The sequence below is a fragment of the Siphonobacter sp. genome, from assembly GCF_048595215.1.
Taxonomy (GTDB): Bacteria; Bacteroidota; Bacteroidia; order Cytophagales; family Spirosomataceae; genus Siphonobacter.
The window spans coordinates 1-16,033 of sequence record NZ_JBMDWJ010000211.1; the positions used below are offsets into that span (position 1 = coordinate 1).

Annotated in this window: 12 protein-coding genes and 1 riboswitch; of the genes, 8 read left to right on the plus strand and 4 right to left on the minus strand. The window is 49.1% G+C overall.

Annotated elements, in window-relative coordinates; translation table 11 throughout:
- Window positions 1–30: 30 nt before the first annotated feature.
- Window positions 31–588, minus strand: a complete 558-nt coding sequence (locus ACOJTG_RS12955) for an FUSC family protein (RefSeq protein WP_420154205.1) — start codon at window positions 586–588, stop codon at window positions 31–33.
- Window positions 589–809: 221 nt separating this feature from the next.
- On the opposite strand from ACOJTG_RS12955, the gene ACOJTG_RS12960 reads away from it, so the two are divergent.
- A complete protein-coding gene (locus ACOJTG_RS12960) occupies window positions 810–1,433 on the plus strand; it encodes a PolC-type DNA polymerase III (protein WP_094814680.1) in 624 nt (207 codons plus the stop codon).
- A gap of 71 nt (window positions 1,434–1,504) precedes the next feature.
- On the opposite strand, the gene ACOJTG_RS12965 is transcribed toward ACOJTG_RS12960, so the two are convergent.
- Window positions 1,505–2,692, minus strand: a complete 1,188-nt coding sequence (locus ACOJTG_RS12965) for a phosphoglycerate kinase (protein WP_420154206.1) — start codon at window positions 2,690–2,692, stop codon at window positions 1,505–1,507.
- Between the two features lie 262 nt (window positions 2,693–2,954).
- Window positions 2,955–3,170, plus strand: a riboswitch (cobalamin riboswitch).
- A gap of 230 nt (window positions 3,171–3,400) precedes the next feature.
- Here ACOJTG_RS12965 and metE point away from each other — a divergent pair.
- The 4 genes from metE to ACOJTG_RS12985 all read left to right on the plus strand — a co-directional run bounded on the left by metE (window position 3,401) and on the right by ACOJTG_RS12985 (window position 8,366).
- Window positions 3,401–5,710, plus strand: a complete 2,310-nt coding sequence (metE, locus tag ACOJTG_RS12970) for a 5-methyltetrahydropteroyltriglutamate--homocysteine S-methyltransferase (RefSeq protein WP_420154207.1) — start codon at window positions 3,401–3,403, stop codon at window positions 5,708–5,710.
- Between the two features lie 112 nt (window positions 5,711–5,822).
- Complete coding sequence (locus tag ACOJTG_RS12975; protein ID WP_420154208.1) at window positions 5,823–6,209, plus strand: acyl-CoA thioesterase; 387 nt, start codon at window positions 5,823–5,825, stop codon at window positions 6,207–6,209.
- A gap of 161 nt (window positions 6,210–6,370) precedes the next feature.
- Window positions 6,371–6,577 carry a cysteine-rich CWC family protein gene (locus tag ACOJTG_RS12980; protein WP_420154209.1) on the plus strand — a complete coding sequence of 69 codons (207 nt, stop codon included), beginning with the start codon at window positions 6,371–6,373 and terminating at the stop codon, window positions 6,575–6,577.
- Between the two features lie 103 nt (window positions 6,578–6,680).
- A complete protein-coding gene (locus ACOJTG_RS12985) occupies window positions 6,681–8,366 on the plus strand; it encodes a VRR-NUC domain-containing protein (protein WP_420154210.1) in 1,686 nt (561 codons plus the stop codon).
- Window positions 8,367–8,631: 265 nt separating this feature from the next.
- On the opposite strand, the gene ACOJTG_RS12990 is transcribed toward ACOJTG_RS12985, so the two are convergent.
- A complete protein-coding gene (locus ACOJTG_RS12990) occupies window positions 8,632–9,717 on the minus strand; it encodes a hypothetical protein (RefSeq protein ID WP_420154211.1) in 1,086 nt (361 codons plus the stop codon).
- A gap of 193 nt (window positions 9,718–9,910) precedes the next feature.
- Between ACOJTG_RS12990 and hpf the strand changes: the two genes are divergently transcribed.
- The 3 genes from hpf (at window position 9,911) to ACOJTG_RS13005 (ending at window position 14,412) form a co-directional block, all read left to right on the plus strand.
- On the plus strand, window positions 9,911–10,270 hold the full coding sequence (gene hpf, locus ACOJTG_RS12995) for a ribosome hibernation-promoting factor, HPF/YfiA family (protein WP_420154212.1): 360 nt from the start codon (window positions 9,911–9,913) through the stop codon (window positions 10,268–10,270).
- Between the two features lie 126 nt (window positions 10,271–10,396).
- A complete protein-coding gene (locus tag ACOJTG_RS13000) occupies window positions 10,397–11,779 on the plus strand; it encodes an FAD-binding protein (protein WP_420154213.1) in 1,383 nt (460 codons plus the stop codon).
- A gap of 248 nt (window positions 11,780–12,027) precedes the next feature.
- Complete coding sequence (locus ACOJTG_RS13005; RefSeq protein ID WP_420154214.1) at window positions 12,028–14,412, plus strand: glycoside hydrolase family 3 N-terminal domain-containing protein; 2,385 nt, start codon at window positions 12,028–12,030, stop codon at window positions 14,410–14,412.
- 68 nt (window positions 14,413–14,480) lie between these two features.
- On the opposite strand, the gene ACOJTG_RS13010 is transcribed toward ACOJTG_RS13005, so the two are convergent.
- A partial coding sequence (locus tag ACOJTG_RS13010; protein ID WP_420154215.1) for a DUF2339 domain-containing protein occupies window positions 14,481–16,033 on the minus strand: 1,553 nt, incomplete at its 5' end.

A 16,033-nucleotide genomic window follows, 5' to 3' on the forward strand; every position in this document is an offset into this window, starting at 1 on the left:
ACCAGGAGTTTCAACCCCTGGAACCGAAACCTAGAAATTAAACTTCCGCTTTACCACGGAGAAAAACCAGCCGACCAGAAAGGCGACAATACAGCCCAGGGTTACTTCTGAGGTACGGAGAAGGGCAATTTCAAGAGCATCCTGCCAGGAGGCTTGCTGAAAAATCGCGGGTGTCATCACCGCAATCACCGTAGCAGGAGCTAGTTTCCAGCTGGAAGGATACCGTTTGATGAGGGTACCTATAAAAATCGCGACGGCAATAGCCAGGAAAAGCGAGAAGATATTAACGCCCGTCAGGACGATAAAAACAATACCAATCAGACAACCGCTAATAGTATTAATAATCCTGGAAATCGTATTACGACGTAAATCGCCAAAATCAGGCTCGGAGACGATGGCTACCGAAATGAGAGCCCATTCTTTTTTCTCGATGTGCAGTAAATCGAGTAACATCCAGGCAATGGCTGCTCCGAGTAAAATCCGGAATGCGTATAAAAAAGTAGTCTTTTTGAGCTCAATTTCTTCTAATAGTGCTTTTTCAAGCTCAATGATTCGTTTCTTGGGGTTGATGAGTGTTTTATAGATCATGGTACTTTTCGGGCTGTGACCAAACGGTCGTACTTTAATGGCTTCTATAAAATTAACGCACAAACTGCCTGAAGAGTTTTGAATATTTTTGTACTATTCTAATAATCTACGCAATCATTTGAACAAAATTTCCAGAATGACTGCTTTCTGGATTCCTGAATCGAAATCCGGTGAATAATAGGGCTATTGCCTTATCTTTGAATTCTACTCAACTTGAACCGATGCCTTATCTTGTTTTAGACCTGGAAATGACTGGCGGTGAACCCGGCTGGAATGAAATCATACAAATTGGAGCCGTTTTGTGCGATGATGACTGGAATGAGCTGGGAACGTATCTGTCGAATGTCTATCCGGAAAATGAAGAAGCTTTCTCGGAATATTCAGCCAAAATTCACGGTCTTAGTCTGAGCGATCTCGACGACGCTCCCATGATTTACGACGTCATCCCACAATTTGAAGAGTGGATACTGGAAAAGCTCGGTCGCCTGCGGGGCCGTACCCAGACGCTGGATAATTCCCAGTACCTGCGGGATGTTATCATTAGCGGACAATCCGTCATCAACGATATTAATTTCCTGCGGTACGCCTATCGGGAAGAGAAAATCAAATGGCCGTATTCCAATAAACTGCTGGATTTACATACGCTCGGCTATTTCACTTTTGAAGTACTGAAAGCCAATGGCAAGCCCGTACCTAAGTCACTGAGTCTGAAAGCCATTGCGGGTTATTTTGGATTGGAACGGGAAGACGCCGAATTTCACAACGCCCTCGAAGACGCACAGCTGACTACGAAATCATTCAAAGAAGTGTTTGCTCTCGCCAAAAAATTTAAACTGGCGGAGTAAGGAAAGAATAAACGATAAAGAGCCGATCCTGTAGGGTCGGCTCTTTATCGTTTGGGCATTTTGTCAGGAAATTAATCCAGAGCCGCTACCCCGGGAAGCGTTTTACCTTCCATGTATTCGAGCAGGGCTCCACCACCCGTCGATACGTAGCTTACGCGGTCACCGTAACCGGCATTGTTTACCGCAGAGGCGGAATCACCACCACCGATGAGTGAGAAGGCTCCGTTTTCTTCCGTTGCCGTCACTACGTACTCCGCAATGGCGTTGGTACCTACAGCAAAATTCGGGAATTCGAATACACCCATCGGACCATTCCAGAGAATCGTTTTCGAATTCAGGATGGCTTCTTTGAATACTACGATCGACTGGTGTCCAATGTCCAGACCTTCCCAGCCCTCGGGAATCTGACCCGAAGGAACCGTCGTTTTGGTGGCGTCGTTGGAAAACTTATCGGCAATCACCGTATCCAGCGGCATCAGTAGATTGACTCCTTTTTCTTTCGCTTTTTCGATCAGCTCCAGAGCCAGCTCCATTTTGTCGTCTTCGTGGATGGAATTTCCGATTTGTCCACCCAACGCTTTCGTGAAGGTGTAGGTCATCCCACCACCCAGAATCAGCGTATCCACTTTATCCAGCAGGCGTTCGATCACCAGAATTTTGTCGGAGATTTTCGCTCCACCCATGATGGCCGTGTACGGACGCTCTACGTTATCCAGAATACGCTGAGCGTTGTCTAGCTCAGCCTGCATCACGTAACCGCTTACTTTGTCAGTAAAGAACTGACCGATTACCGCCGTTGAAGCGTGTGCCCGGTGAGCCGTACCAAAAGCATCGTTTACCCAAACATCACCCAGGCGAGACAGTTTCTCGGCGAAAGCCACGTCTCCTTTTTCTTCTTCTTTGTAGAAACGAAGGTTTTCCAGCAGTAGGATTTCACCGGGCTGCAAGTTAGCGGCCTGATCTACAGCCTGCTGACCAATGGCGTCATCGGCAAATTTTACCGGACGGTTGAAAATCAGCGACAGGGCATTAACCAGGTGTTTGAGCGAATATTTTTCGGTATGACCGTCTTTCGGACGACCCAGGTGCGACATCAGGATTACCGAACCACCGTCGTTCAGAATTTTCTGAATCGTGGGGATGGTAGCTTTGATGCGGGTATCGTCAGTAATTTCATAGCGGTCATTCAAAGGGACATTGAAATCTACGCGGACAAGTGCCTTTTTTCCGGCGAAATTGTACTGGTTCAGCGTCTTCATCAGATAGAATCAGAAGTTTAAATGAGTAATGGTAAGACCACGCGGTAACAAAGTTCTGAAGCGTTAGTCAAGAACGGAACAAATTTAGAAATTCGGCCAAACTTCCCTAAACCTGACGAGTTTTTAAGCGAAACCTCTTAAAATTTTGCTAAAAAGATATACGCTGCAGGAATGAGTAGGTGGAGTAACGTCTTTTCTAAAAAAGATTCTGCTTCCGTATTTAAAAAAACTATGCTCTATATTTGCGGCGTTCTTTGTAATGCCCGTCAATCGGATGGTTGGTTTCGTGGGGAGGTCTTCGCTCCCTAAGGAATGAAAAAGGAATCGTGTGTGAATCACGAGCAGACGTGCTACTGTAAGTACCCGTTTCGCCGCAGCGGAACACGTGCTACCCAAATTTCCCATTGTTCCGCGAGGAATGAGAAGGGGGGCCAGCATGGTACAAGCCAGGAGACTTGCCAACTTTCTCAATGGTCATGCCTTCACGACTAAGGCCTGATGCACGCATTGATTTTACAAATGTTGTAGGCGTTTCTTCGCCCGGTTCTGATGCTCAGAGCGGGTTCGAAAACGTGTATTCTTTTTTCTGACGTTCAGCGACGAACGTGAGCCGGAGATCGTATGCCTACGCATTCGTAACAATTCACCTTTTTTGGCGGGTTGGGTGTTTCAGAGGCGTTTTTTAAACCCTTTTTTAACACAAACAACATGGTTACGCACAACCTGGGCTACCCCCGTGTGGGCAGCAAACGCGAACTGAAATGGGCCAGCGAACAATTCTGGGCCGGAAAAATCTCCAAAGACGAACTCCTCTGGGCCGGACGGCAGGTCCGTCGGCAAAACTGGCAAACGCAACAGGAAGCCGGTATCCAGTGGATTCCTTCCAACGACTTTTCGTATTACGATCAGGTACTGGATACGGCCCTGATGGTAGGGGCGGTACCCGAACGATACCAGTCGCTGATTGACGGCAAGAGTAATCGCGAACTGGAAATCTACTTCGCCATGGCCCGGGGTATTCAACAGAATGGGCTGGACATCAAAGCCATGGAGATGACGAAATGGTTTGATACCAATTACCACTTCATCGTACCGGAGTTTCTGAAAAATCAGCAGTTTAAGCGGTATTCCGATAAAGTCATTCACGACTTTGAAGATGCCAAGCAAATGGGTATTCTGACGAAGCCCGTGTTGCTCGGCCCCGTATCGTTTCTGTTACTGGGCAAAGAAAAAGAAGCGGGTTTCCATCGCATTGATCTGCTCGAACGCCTGCTGCCCGTGTACGCCGACGTACTACGCGAACTGGCTACCCGAGGTACGACCTGGGTACAGCTCGACGAGCCCTGCCTGACGCTGGACTTATCCGAAAATGAGCAAATCGCTTTTCAGCAGGCCTACGAATACCTAGCTCGGGCAGTACCTCAGCTATCCTTGCTGGTGGCCACGTATTTTGAAAGCATACAGCCCAACCTGGCCCTGACCCTACAATTGCCCGTAGCGGCTTTGCACGTGGATTTGGTACGCGGCAACGAACAACTGGAAGTCATCTTGGCCGATACCAGTTTTGTCGCTTCGCAACGAATCCTTTCGCTAGGCGTAGTAGACGGACGAAACGTCTGGAAAAATGACTTCACGCAATCGCTGACCCTGATTCAGCGAGCGGTGGAGGTACTGGGAAAAGATCGCGTCTGGATTGCTCCGTCCTGCTCCCTGCTGCACGTACCGTATGATCTGGATTCGGAGAAAAACGAAGCGGTACTGACGCCCGAAATTAAAAACTGGATGGCCTTTGCCAAGCAGAAACTCGGTGAAGTAGTAACGCTGGGACGTCTGGCCAAGGGAGAAGCTCAGGCATTACTGCTGGAAAATCAGGCGGCTCTGGAAAGTCGCCGGACGAGTTCGCTGATTCACAAATCTCCCGTTAAAACGCGGGTACAGGCCGTACAATCGGACGATTTTGAGCGGGATAGTGCCTTTGCTATTCGTCAACAAATTCAGGGAGAAAGCCTGCAATTACCGCTCTTTCCCACGACGACCATTGGCTCCTTTCCCCAAACCGACGAGGTACGGCAATGGCGGGCGAAGTACAAGAAAGGCGAAGTAACCCAGGCTGAATACGAAGCGTTTGTAGAAGCTGAAATCGAAAAATCCATTCGCTGGCAGGAGGAAGTGGGACTGGACGTGCTGGTACACGGCGAGTTCGAGCGTAATGACATGGTAGAGTACTTCGGTGAGCAACTGACGGGCTACGTCTTCACTCAAAATGGCTGGGTACAGAGTTACGGCAGTCGTTGCGTGAAGCCACCGATTATCTACGGTGACGTAGAACGTCCCGAAGCCATGACGGTACGCTGGACGACCTTCGCTCAATCGAAAACCGAGAAATACATGAAAGGAATGTTGACGGGTCCGGTCACGATCATGCAATGGTCCTTTGTCCGGGATGATCAGCCACGTAAGGATACGGCCTTCCAGATTGCCTTAGCGATTCGGGATGAGGTACAGGAACTGGAACAAGCGGGCATCCGGATCATTCAGATTGACGAACCCGCCATTCGCGAAGGATTGCCCCTGCGGCGGGCGGACTGGGGGGCGTACCTGACCTGGGCCGTGGACGCGTTCCGGCTGAGTGCTTCGGGGGTAGCGGACCAGACGCAGATTCACACGCACATGTGTTACTCGGAATTCAACGACATCATGGAGGCCATCGCCCGGATGGATGCCGACGTGATTACCATCGAAACCTCCCGTTCGCAGATGGAATTGCTGGAAGCATTCTCGGACTTTCAGTACCCCAATGAGATCGGACCCGGCGTGTACGACATACACTCGCCGCGTGTACCGAGCGTGGAAGAAATGGCACATTTGCTGGAAAAAGCACTTCGTACGATTCCGGCTCGTAACTTGTGGGTCAATCCCGACTGCGGCCTGAAAACCCGCCGTTGGGCCGAAACCGATCAGGCCTTACGAAACATGGTAGCCGCCGCCCGGCAGCTCCAGCAGACGATAAGGGTATAACCGTTGTCAGTTTGCGGTTTACAGTTTTCAGTGGTAATACCTGGATAGCTTTAGTAAAGCCAGGTATTACCACTGAAAACCGAAGACTGACGACTGAAAACTAGTATTTCTCATGTCTTTAGAAGAAAAAATCAAAGCGGCGGAGACCCGCGTATTTAAAGCTGTTTTCCCGCATACGACCAACCATTATGATACGCTGTACGGGGGTATGGCGATGCAGTGGATGGATGAAATTGCCTTCATCACGGCGACACGACTGGCCAGAAAACCGATGGTGACGGTATCGAGCGACCGCATTGATTTCCGTCAGGCTATTCAGGCGGGAATGCTGGTCGAGCTGATTGGCAATGTCGTACACGTCGGAAACACGAGTATGCGGGTAAGCGTAGAGATTTTTGTCGAAAGCATGTACGCCGAAGGCCGCGAACTCGCCATCCACGGCACGTTTACGTTCGTAGCCATTGATGCGGATAAGAAGCCGGTGCGAATTCTGGATTAGTTTACAGTTTCCGGTTTACTGTTTTCAGTGGAGTGAATAAGTAGGGGTATGCAACTACACGCAGAATTTTACTGTTCCGGAAGCGGGCTTTCACCAGAGCGTTACTAAAGTTCGCAAACGCCTCAAACTGAAAACAGTAAACCGAAAACTACCAACTCCCTATGTCTAAACACGCCATTGAAGGTTGCCCGCGTTGTGGACGGTTGTTCACCTGCAAACTCAATGCCAGTCTGAAATGTGATTGCATGAACGTAGCTCTAACGACGAATGAGATGCAATACATTCGTGACATTTCGGTAATGGAGTATGACGGGAGCTGCCTGTGCGTGCATTGTCTGGAGGAGTTACGGCAGGAAACGCAGGGGTAGTGATCGTTTCAGTAATGTTGGATCCAATCAATCCACAGGCTGAAAATCAAACTTTTTCTTCATAAAAAGCATTATCCTAGTTCTAAGCCACGAAGCTCTTGCTATGTCCGAACGCCTGGAACTGCCTCCTAAATATTACCTTGAGTACTTTCGCTATTTAATTGAATTCGTTCGCCGTTTTTACCTGGAATTGCTTACCGATGACGAGCGGGAATTTCTGCACGACTTTGATCATCTCAGCGAAGATGCTCAGTGTCTGTTTATTCGGTTTACCAACCGAAGGGTAGCTTTCTTCCGCGTTCGTAAGCTTAATTATCCGGAAATTGAATACTGGGGCGAAGCCCTGCTCGAGCTGGAACGCAAGGGGTTTGTGGCTCCGCTGTCAGTGTACCATCAGAATCGGGCGGGGGAGGTACTCGACATTTTCAACAAAACGGAAGTCCTCAGTTTTGCCAAGCAACTGACGCTGGATACCAAAGGCAAAGCCAGTTTAAAGAAGGAAGAACTCAGCGACTGGTTACTGGAATCCGCTCCTTTCGATGACTTAAGCGTATTAATCGGAGCGAGCGAGCCCGTCGTTAAGGTCAATTATGAAGCCCAAACCATGCTTTTCAAGTTCCTCTTTTTCGGTAATCGACACGCTGATATGAGTGAGTTTGTGGTACGGGATCTGGGACATCTTCGTTTTGAACGTTTTGATGAGGATCGATTTGTGCCTCATTTCACCACTCGGCAGGAAGTTGAAGATCGCCTGAAAGTATCGCTGGCAGCAGAAGATTTTCAGTTGATGAAAGCCGCCGAAACCGATCCGCTGGCCATTAATATTTGGTTTCTCGACTGGTACGAAAATCATACGCCGCTGGCCGAAATTGCCCAGCCCTCCCTTGATCGATTGATTTTGAAGCTCGCTGGATACATGGAGCGGCAGAAAAAGCTGGAAGAAGCACTGGTGCTCTTTCGATTGACGAACGTACCGCCTTCCCGCGAACGGCAGGTTCGCTTACTCCTGAAGCTGAAGGATACGGAAGCCGCTACGGCTCTGGTGGAGGAAATAATGGTCAATCCGTATAATGCCGAAGAACAATTTTTTGCCATCGATTTTCAGAATCAGCAGGCAGCCCAGGGGCAGAAGAAAAGAGCCCGAAAGTCGACGACGGAATGGTTACTCAAATCCGAGAGTGTAACCATTGATCTGACCTGGCGGTATCGCGTGGAAGAGGGGGTAGCCGAACACTTCCGCCAACAGGGCAAACACGCCGTCCATACGGAAAACTTTCTGTTTGATGGACTTTTTGGTCTGTTGTTCTGGGACATCATTTTCGATGCGGGCAGTTCGGCCATTCATCATCCGCTGCAACGGTCACCTTCGGATATTTACAAACCTACGTTTTTTGAAAAACGCCGTCCGGCTTTGATGGAACGTTTGGAATTAATAGAGAATACGGCCGATACGCTGACGTTTCTGGAAGGGATGTTCGAGGAGAAGTACGGGATTGTCAATCCCTTGGTCGTCTGGTTTCCTGAATTGCTGAACCTGATTCGGGCAGCTATTGAGAAGATTCCCACTCATTTACTACAACGCTTACTGATCGAAATGGCAACGAATGTACGCGAGCATACCCGAGGTTTTCCTGATTTATTCGTCTGGGACGAAAACGGTTACGATTTTATTGAAGTAAAATCCCCCACGGATCACCTGTCTCCGCAACAACTGTACTGGTTACGCTTTTTCGAAACCATTGGTCTGCGTTCGAAGGTGTTACGGGTGGTTTGGGGGAGTGTAGCGTAAGCGTATACGGGTACAGGGTTTCAATCGTGTACCTGACATTACATACGAGCCCAATGACACTGAACCCCTTCGGACTTAGTGGGCTATCAACCTCGAAGGGGTTCAACGTGAGTAACCATGAGTGACACCCATGGACGCCTGAAAAAGAATAAGTTAACTTGTTGAAAAGAAATATAATTTGTAAAACTATCAACTATCAACTATCAACTATCAACTATCAACTATCAACTATCAACTATCAACTATCAACTATCAACTAGTCACCTTACTGACGCAATTCCCGAATCTCACGCGTCACCTTTTCTGCCCAGCGGGCCTGTTCGGGTTGATTGATACTGTGCCGGGTTTCGGCGTCGTACTGCTCCTGATAGCGATTCATTTCCCGGAACGATTCCAGAAAAATGTATTGAATGCGACTATCGTAATCTTCCAGCGGCAAATCTTCAGCTAGTAGAGCTTTCTTAAAACGTTCCGTAATCAAATGCGTGATGTCGAAGTGCAGTTGTTCGTGGGCGAGGGCGTAGTTATTCGTAGCTGGCTCTGAAGTCCAGGAAGAATTCTGTAGCATAAACGCCTTGACCGTCATGTCAATGTATACGGTCCCTTTGTCTACGTGCGTCATCGCCTCGTAGCCGAAGCTGGTATAAATCATAGCTCCCGTATGTGGGTTTACCCGCCTGATGGGGCCGCGAAAATCATTCCAGGTCAGCTTACGGGCTGGATCATAGAAAACGGTATCGGCTAAACGACCCTTGGGTACGTATTCCTTGAAACGAATCTGTACCCGGCGGGCCAGCTTCTCAGTACTCTGTTCATGGGTCTTTACCCAATTCCCAAATTCCCGAAAACAGCGTTCGAGGGTTTGCCGGAGCTGAATTTCATAATTACCCTCCATACCGGGTGAGCGACTGTAATCCGCTCCGGCCTGGCATTCGGTCAGCGTAATGTAGCGATCCTCGACTTCCCGCTCAAAGATCAGCTGTACCCGAAAGGTGCCTCGTATGAGGCGACTGGAAGGTTTTTCGTCAAACCATAATTGCTTGACTCGCACGCGTACGGGATAATCCCGCTCATTCCGGGGCGGTTGTCGCAGTAACTGACGTAACGTAGCCGAGACATTCCCTGTGAATTGTAAGCGGGTCGTCTGACCCGAGGGAAGCACTACGGTACCCAGGCCTGATTGATTAGGACGTTCGTCAATAATGTCCTGCAACGTATACAGATTGGGTAATTGCGGAATCGATTCGGGCCGAAGCACAAGTGTTCGTTGAGCCCATACCGTCGGCGTAATGAATAAGCAGATCCAAACGAGCAGGTATCCGCGAAATAAGCGTCTATGTATCAAGTTCATGGATTTCTGTGCTCTTTTTAACGTAAAAGAGAATAGAAAAGTGCGGGGAATTTTCTTCACTTTATCCTTGACTTTATGATCAGACCTGACTAGGTTCACCCTTGCTAACGGACTTTCTATCCAAAATTTAGGAATAGATAGAATGGTTTTTTTACGGTAGCGACTATGGTCAAACCTAAAAACGAGTGTGCGTATGAAACTGCAAGTGCAAACAGTCCATTTCGATGCAGATAGCAAACTGCTCGACTTCGTGCAAACCAAATTCAATAAACTCGATCAGTTCTATGATCGAATTACGAGTGCGGATGTATACCTGATGCTGGATAAAGGCGAGTCGAGCAAGGTTCAAAATAAAATTGTGGAAATTAAGGTCTATGTACCAGGCGACTCGATTTTCGTGCGGGAAACCGGTACTACCTTCGAAGAAGCGACGGATCGCGTACTAGATATTGCGAAGACGCAGGTCAAGAAATATAAAGAAAAAGTAAAAGCTAAGAATGCTCCGAAAGCCGCTGAACTGATTACCGAAGAGGAAGACAACGACTTATTATAAACCTTCTCGCTAACTATTAAAAAGAGGTCGTTCTATCGAAGAGCGACCTCTTTTCCTTGGGGTAGTATTGATTTTACTAAAGCCATTTCCTTACTTGAAGGCCGATGTAACTAAACCCTCTACCCTATGAAAAAACGTACCTTCCTAAAACTCTCTTCCGTTGTCCTGACGGGTAGCCTGTTACCTCCCATGAGCAGTTGTAAAGAAAGCAAAAACACCCGTAATGCTGCTAAAGAGTTGCTAAGTACCAAAGAATTTAACTGGGCTCGTAATTTCGAGTATAGTACTCAGGACTTTCAATACCCAAAATCAACTGAGCAACTCAAGGAGCTGGTCAAGGAGATGAAGCACCTGAGGGCCTTAGGTACGCGACATTCTTTCAACCGTATTGCGGACAGTACGGAGCATATCGTTTCACTCAGAGAGCTGAACAAAGTAATTTCGCTCGATAAAGAAGCCCGTACGGTAACCGTAGAGGCGGGAATACGGTACGGCGAACTGGCTGAATATCTCCACAAAGAAGGGTACGCTTTGCACAATTTGGCGTCTTTACCTCACATTTCCGTGGCCGGAGCCTGTGCGACGGCTACGCACGGATCGGGTGTAAAAAATGGGAATCTTTCCACGGAAATAGTAGCTCTGGAACTGCTAACTGCCGCGGGAGAAACCGTGCAGCTCTCGGCCGAAAAAGACAAAGAGACGTTTTACGGAGCCGTAGTAGGGCTGGGAGCGTTGGGCGTGGTGACGAAATTGACGCTACAGGTACAACCCACGTTTTTGATTCGACAGGATGTATACCGAAATATGCCGCTTGCTCAGTTGAAGGAACATTTTGAAGAAGTCATGTCCGCCGGGTACAGCGTGAGTTTATTCACCAACTGGGCAAACCAGAATATCAATCAGGTTTGGATCAAGCGACGGGTTGAAGAGGGGATGATGATGAAAATTTCGGATACGCTTTTTGGAGCTACCCTGGCTACGAAAAAACTGCATCCCATCGAAGCCATTTCCGCCGAACACTGTACCGAACAACAGGGAATACCGGGCCCCTGGCATGAGCGTCTGCCGCATTTTAAGATGAATTTTACGCCTAGCAGTGGCGAAGAACTTCAGTCGGAGTTTTTCGTTCCCCGCGACAAAGGCGTTCAGGCTATTCAGGCGATGTTCCAGCTAGCGGATCTCATTACGCCACACTTGCTGATTTCGGAAGTACGCACCATCGCTGCCGATTCGTTCTGGATGAGTCCCTGTTACGAGCAGGATAGCGTTGCCCTGCACTTTACCTGGAAGCAGGACTGGCCTGCTGTCAGTAAGATACTACCCATTATTGAAGAAAAGCTAGCTCCTTTCCAGGCTCGTCCGCACTGGGCCAAGCTCTTTACGATGTCGCCCATGCGGTTACAGTCGCTGTATAAAAAACTGCCTGATTTTAAGAACTTGGTGATGCAATACGATCCGGAAGGGAAGTTTCAGAATGCCTTTCTGGAAAAGAATTTATACGGTGTTTAAAAGGCAAGTCGGGTCACGTTAACCAGGTCTGTACATACTTTGATCCATTAGCTTTTCCCGAAAGTACTCAAGCTTTCGGGAAAATTTTTAGCGGTTATAACCCGATTAAAAAAGCTATGAAGGAGTAGTTGATCCTCCCAAAGCGAGAAGAACCTTTCCGATACTGCAGATATTAAAAAATTTTACAAATTAACTTCGGATCAAACCCAGATTCACCAAATTATGCGTAACATTCGGCAATGAAACGCATGGTACGTACCCCTCTATTACTCGCCGGTGCCTGTTTCGCACTGGTTTCGCTGACGGCTAGCATTGATCCCAAGCCTCTTTATAAAAATCCCGCCCTGCCTACGCATCGCCGGGTGCAGGACCTGCTCCAACGCATGACGCCCGAAGAAAAAGTAGGGCAGCTGGCTACGCCACTGGGCTGGTTCATGTACGAAAAGAAAGGCAACGAAGTACAGGTGAGCGAGCAGTTCAAAAAAGCCGTCGCCGAACAGCACATTGGTTTGCTCTGGGCTACCTTACGGGCCGATCCTTGGACGCAGAAAACCCTAACGACGGGTCTCAATCCCCAGCAGGCCGCCGAGGCGACCAATGCTTTACAGAAATACGTCATCGAACATACGCGACTGGGCATTCCGCTTTTACTCTCGGAAGAATGTCCCCACGGTCATATGGCGATTGGAACGACGGTATTTCCTACGGCCCTCGGGCAGGGTAGTACCTGGAATCCGGCCCTGATTCAACAAATGGCCTCGGCCATTGCTCAGGAAGCTCGTTTACAGGGGGCTCACGTGGGATACGGTCCGGTGCTGGATCTGGCCCGCGAACCCCGCTGGTCCCGCGTGGAGGAAACCTACGGTGAAGATCCTGTACTGAATGGCCAAATGGGTCGGGCGATGGTCAAAGGTTTTCAGGGAACCAATCTGAAAAGCGGAGCTAACATCATTTCCACGCTGAAACACTTTGCGGCCTACGGCGTACCCGAAGGTGGACACAACGGCGGGAGCGTTGCTCCGGGCGTTCGAGAATTGCATCAGGTGTATCTGCCGCCCTTTCGTGATGCGGTACAGGCCGGTGCTCTCTCGATCATGACGGCCTACAACTCCATTGACGGGATTCCCTGTACGGCGAATCCGCTTTTACTCAAAACCATTTTACGGCAGCAGTGGGGTTTTAAAGGGTTTTCCGTATCCGATCTGAACAGTATTCAGGGACTCGTAGCCAATCACCACATGGCAGCGAACCGGGTGGAAGCGGCGGCTTTGGCGATCAACGCGGGGCTGGATGCCGATCTGAGCGGTACGGGCTTCGATAAATCGCTGTTGCAGGCCCTGAAGGAAGGAAAAGTAAGCAAAGCCGTATTGGATACCGCCGTGAGCCACGTGCTGCGACTGAAATTCGAGATGGGATTATTCGAAAATCCCTACGTTCAGCCGGAGAAAACGTCGGGTGTGCGTAGTGCCGAACACATTGATTTGGCCCGTCGGGTGGCTCAGCAGGCAATCGTGCTGCTGAAAAATGAGAATCAGCTCTTACCGCTGAAAAAGTCCTTGAAGCGTATTGCCGTTATTGGGCCGAATGCCGACAACGTTTACAATCAGCTCGGCGATTATACGGCTCCGCAAGCCGATGGAGCAGTAGTGACGGTGCTCAAAGGTCTTCAGAATAAACTCGGTTCCAGCACGCAGATTCGATACGCTAAAGGATGTAGCATCCGCGATACTTCTTCTTCCCAAATTTCCGAGGCCGTAGAAGCGGCTCGTCAGTCGGAAGTGGCCGTCGTCGTCATCGGTGGATCGAGTGCTCGTGATTTCAAAACGGAGTACCAGAATACAGGAGCCGCTCACGTAAAAGCTTCCGACGTATCAATCAGCGATATGGAAAGTGGTGAGGGTTACGACCGGGCCAGTCTGGATTTAATGGGCCGTCAGTTACAATTGCTGGAAGCGGTACTGAAAACGGGCAAACCCGTCGTAGTGGTACTGATCAAGGGTCGACCGCTGAATCTGAATTACATATCGGCTCACGTGCCCGCCGTACTCGACGCTTGGTATCCTGGTCAGGAAGGGGGCAACGCCATTGCCGACGTACTCTTCGGCGATTACAACCCGGCGGGTCGCCTGCCCATTTCCGTCCCTAAATCGGTGGGTCAACTGCCCGTCTACTACAATTACAAAACGCCCGTTAAACACGATTATGTGGAAAGCGACGCCAAACCCCTGTATCCTTTCGGGTATGGTCTTAGCTATTCTTCCTTTGAATACAGCGGCCTGACGATTGCAGTAGCCCCCGCTTCGAAAGACGTAACGGTGAAGGTTTCGTTTCGGGTGAAAAACACCAGCAATCGTGATGGCGATGAGGTCGCTCAGTTGTACGTGACCGATCAGGTAGCGTCAGTCGTAGGTCCGATCAAGCAGCTGAAAAAATTCGAGCGAATTCATCTGAAAGCGGGTGAAGAAAAAACGCTCACATTCGAGCTGCACGCCAAAGACCTGATGTTACTCAATCAGCAGATGCAATGGGTGGCCGAAAAAGGAAAATTTACGGCACAGGTGGGAGCGTCTTCGGAGGATATTCAATTGAAAGACGAATTTCAGTTAACGCAGGATATTCCCGTAAAACCGTAATACTACTAACGAAAACAAAAGATCCCGAAAGCCGTACGACTTTCGGGATCTTTTGTTTTCGGACTAGCTTACTGAACGGGCTGATCGTCTTCCAGTAATTTATCCTTGTACTTCTGATAGAGGAAAGACGTAACCAGTAACAAGACCCCGACGCTCAGGAAAATGATGATTTTCCCGCCCGTGGGTACGCGACTGAGATCAAAAATGAGCAGTTTCCCGAGTACAATACCAAAGAGAGCGATGCCGGACAGTCGGTATCGTTTTACTTTTTGAGTAAAGCCCAGTACAATCAGTACTAGCGAGTAAACGCCCCAAAGGACGCTGAATCCGGCTTGTGTGGCTTGCAGGCGTTGTTCTTCGGCGTGCAGGGGATCAAGCAAAATCAGATGCGTCATTAATTCCTGACTAAGAATCCATAGAGGAATGACATGGATGACGTACAGGAAACCGTTACGAATCTTTTTCCAGCCGGGCGTATGCTCGGGAATCATTCGGTACAGGCCCCAGGTACACACGGCCAGGGAAGCGTACAGCAGAAAACGCAGGAACAACGGCGTAGCGGGGACTTTCAGGTACTGATTGACCAGCTCCAGAATGGGATGCTCAGCAACGATGTACAGAAACAGTAATCCCGAAAGTCCCAGACTAAAGGCTTTCCAGATCGCAAGCGAACGTCGGGACAAACTCCAGTGAACCAGCCCCAGATACAGAGCCGAGTAACTCAGAAACACTACTTTCTCAATAAGCGGAGCGTAGCGATTCACCTGGGTATTGAAATACCGTTCCCATTCGGCCCAGCCAATAAAGTAGGCCGTTCCCAGCAGCAGAATCAGTAAACTGTTGGGGAAAAGACCCGTCCGGTCGCTTCGGTAGGATTGAAAAAGCATGAAGACCAGGGCCGCCAGATACAGGAAATTAGTCAGGAAGGTCCGGTTGAAATAGGGCAGATAGTCGGGGGATTGGATCACAGGATCGTACCAGTAAACGAAGACGGAACCCGCCGCCAGATAAATCAGGGCGATTCCGAACACCCGCAATAACCGCGAAGACCGATTAACGCCCAGGTAATACAAAGCCGCCGCCCCCGCTGCCCAAAGGATCGTAATCCAGTCGCCTTCTAATTGAATAGGCACGGCAACGATTAGAAAAACCAGCATTAAAGCCAGCGAAGTACGGGAGAGCACAGCAAAATTTCGCTGATGCATATACCACGCAATTCCCCCGTGTACCAGGCTGTTGGCTAAGGTAAATGCCGTAATGGTCAGCGTAGGGTAGTGGTGCTCATTAAGGATAAAGTAGGTCGGAAAAAAGTAAAAAATGGAATTCAGAATCATCAGCAGAATGGTACGGTTGTTCACGTACTCCTTCTGGAATAAGGGGTAAATCAGCTGATTGGCGTAGAGTTGTAAAAAGAAAACAGATCCGAATACCAGACTGATCCAGACGTAACCGGGCCGGTCGAATCCGTTGATGATAAAGGCGATGAAGATGAGCCAGGTAAAACTGAACGCTGCCGTGTTCATCAACAGCCAGTTGCGTTGGTAGGCCAGAGCCAGTACGCCCGTGTTCAGAATCGTCATGTACACAAACAGGCCCCAGGCGGCTCCGTTGCCACCGACTA

Bases quoted from the DNA above. Each gene is read 5' to 3' on its own strand.
- ACOJTG_RS12955 (WP_420154205.1), bottom strand. From the start codon at position 588: ATGATCTATAAAACACTCATCAACCCCAAGAAACGAATCATTGAGCTT.
- ACOJTG_RS12960 (WP_094814680.1), top strand. From the start codon at position 810: ATGCCTTATCTTGTTTTAGACCTGGAAATGACTGGCGGTGAACCCGGC.
- ACOJTG_RS12965 (WP_420154206.1), bottom strand. From the start codon at position 2,692: ATGAAGACGCTGAACCAGTACAATTTCGCCGGAAAAAAGGCACTTGTC.
- metE (WP_420154207.1), top strand. From the start codon at position 3,401: ATGGTTACGCACAACCTGGGCTACCCCCGTGTGGGCAGCAAACGCGAA.
- ACOJTG_RS12975 (WP_420154208.1), top strand. From the start codon at position 5,823: ATGTCTTTAGAAGAAAAAATCAAAGCGGCGGAGACCCGCGTATTTAAA.
- ACOJTG_RS12980 (WP_420154209.1), top strand. From the start codon at position 6,371: ATGTCTAAACACGCCATTGAAGGTTGCCCGCGTTGTGGACGGTTGTTC.
- ACOJTG_RS12985 (WP_420154210.1), top strand. From the start codon at position 6,681: ATGTCCGAACGCCTGGAACTGCCTCCTAAATATTACCTTGAGTACTTT.
- ACOJTG_RS12990 (WP_420154211.1), bottom strand. From the start codon at position 9,717: ATGAACTTGATACATAGACGCTTATTTCGCGGATACCTGCTCGTTTGG.
- hpf (WP_420154212.1), top strand. From the start codon at position 9,911: ATGAAACTGCAAGTGCAAACAGTCCATTTCGATGCAGATAGCAAACTG.
- ACOJTG_RS13000 (WP_420154213.1), top strand. From the start codon at position 10,397: ATGAAAAAACGTACCTTCCTAAAACTCTCTTCCGTTGTCCTGACGGGT.
- ACOJTG_RS13005 (WP_420154214.1), top strand. From the start codon at position 12,028: ATGGTACGTACCCCTCTATTACTCGCCGGTGCCTGTTTCGCACTGGTT.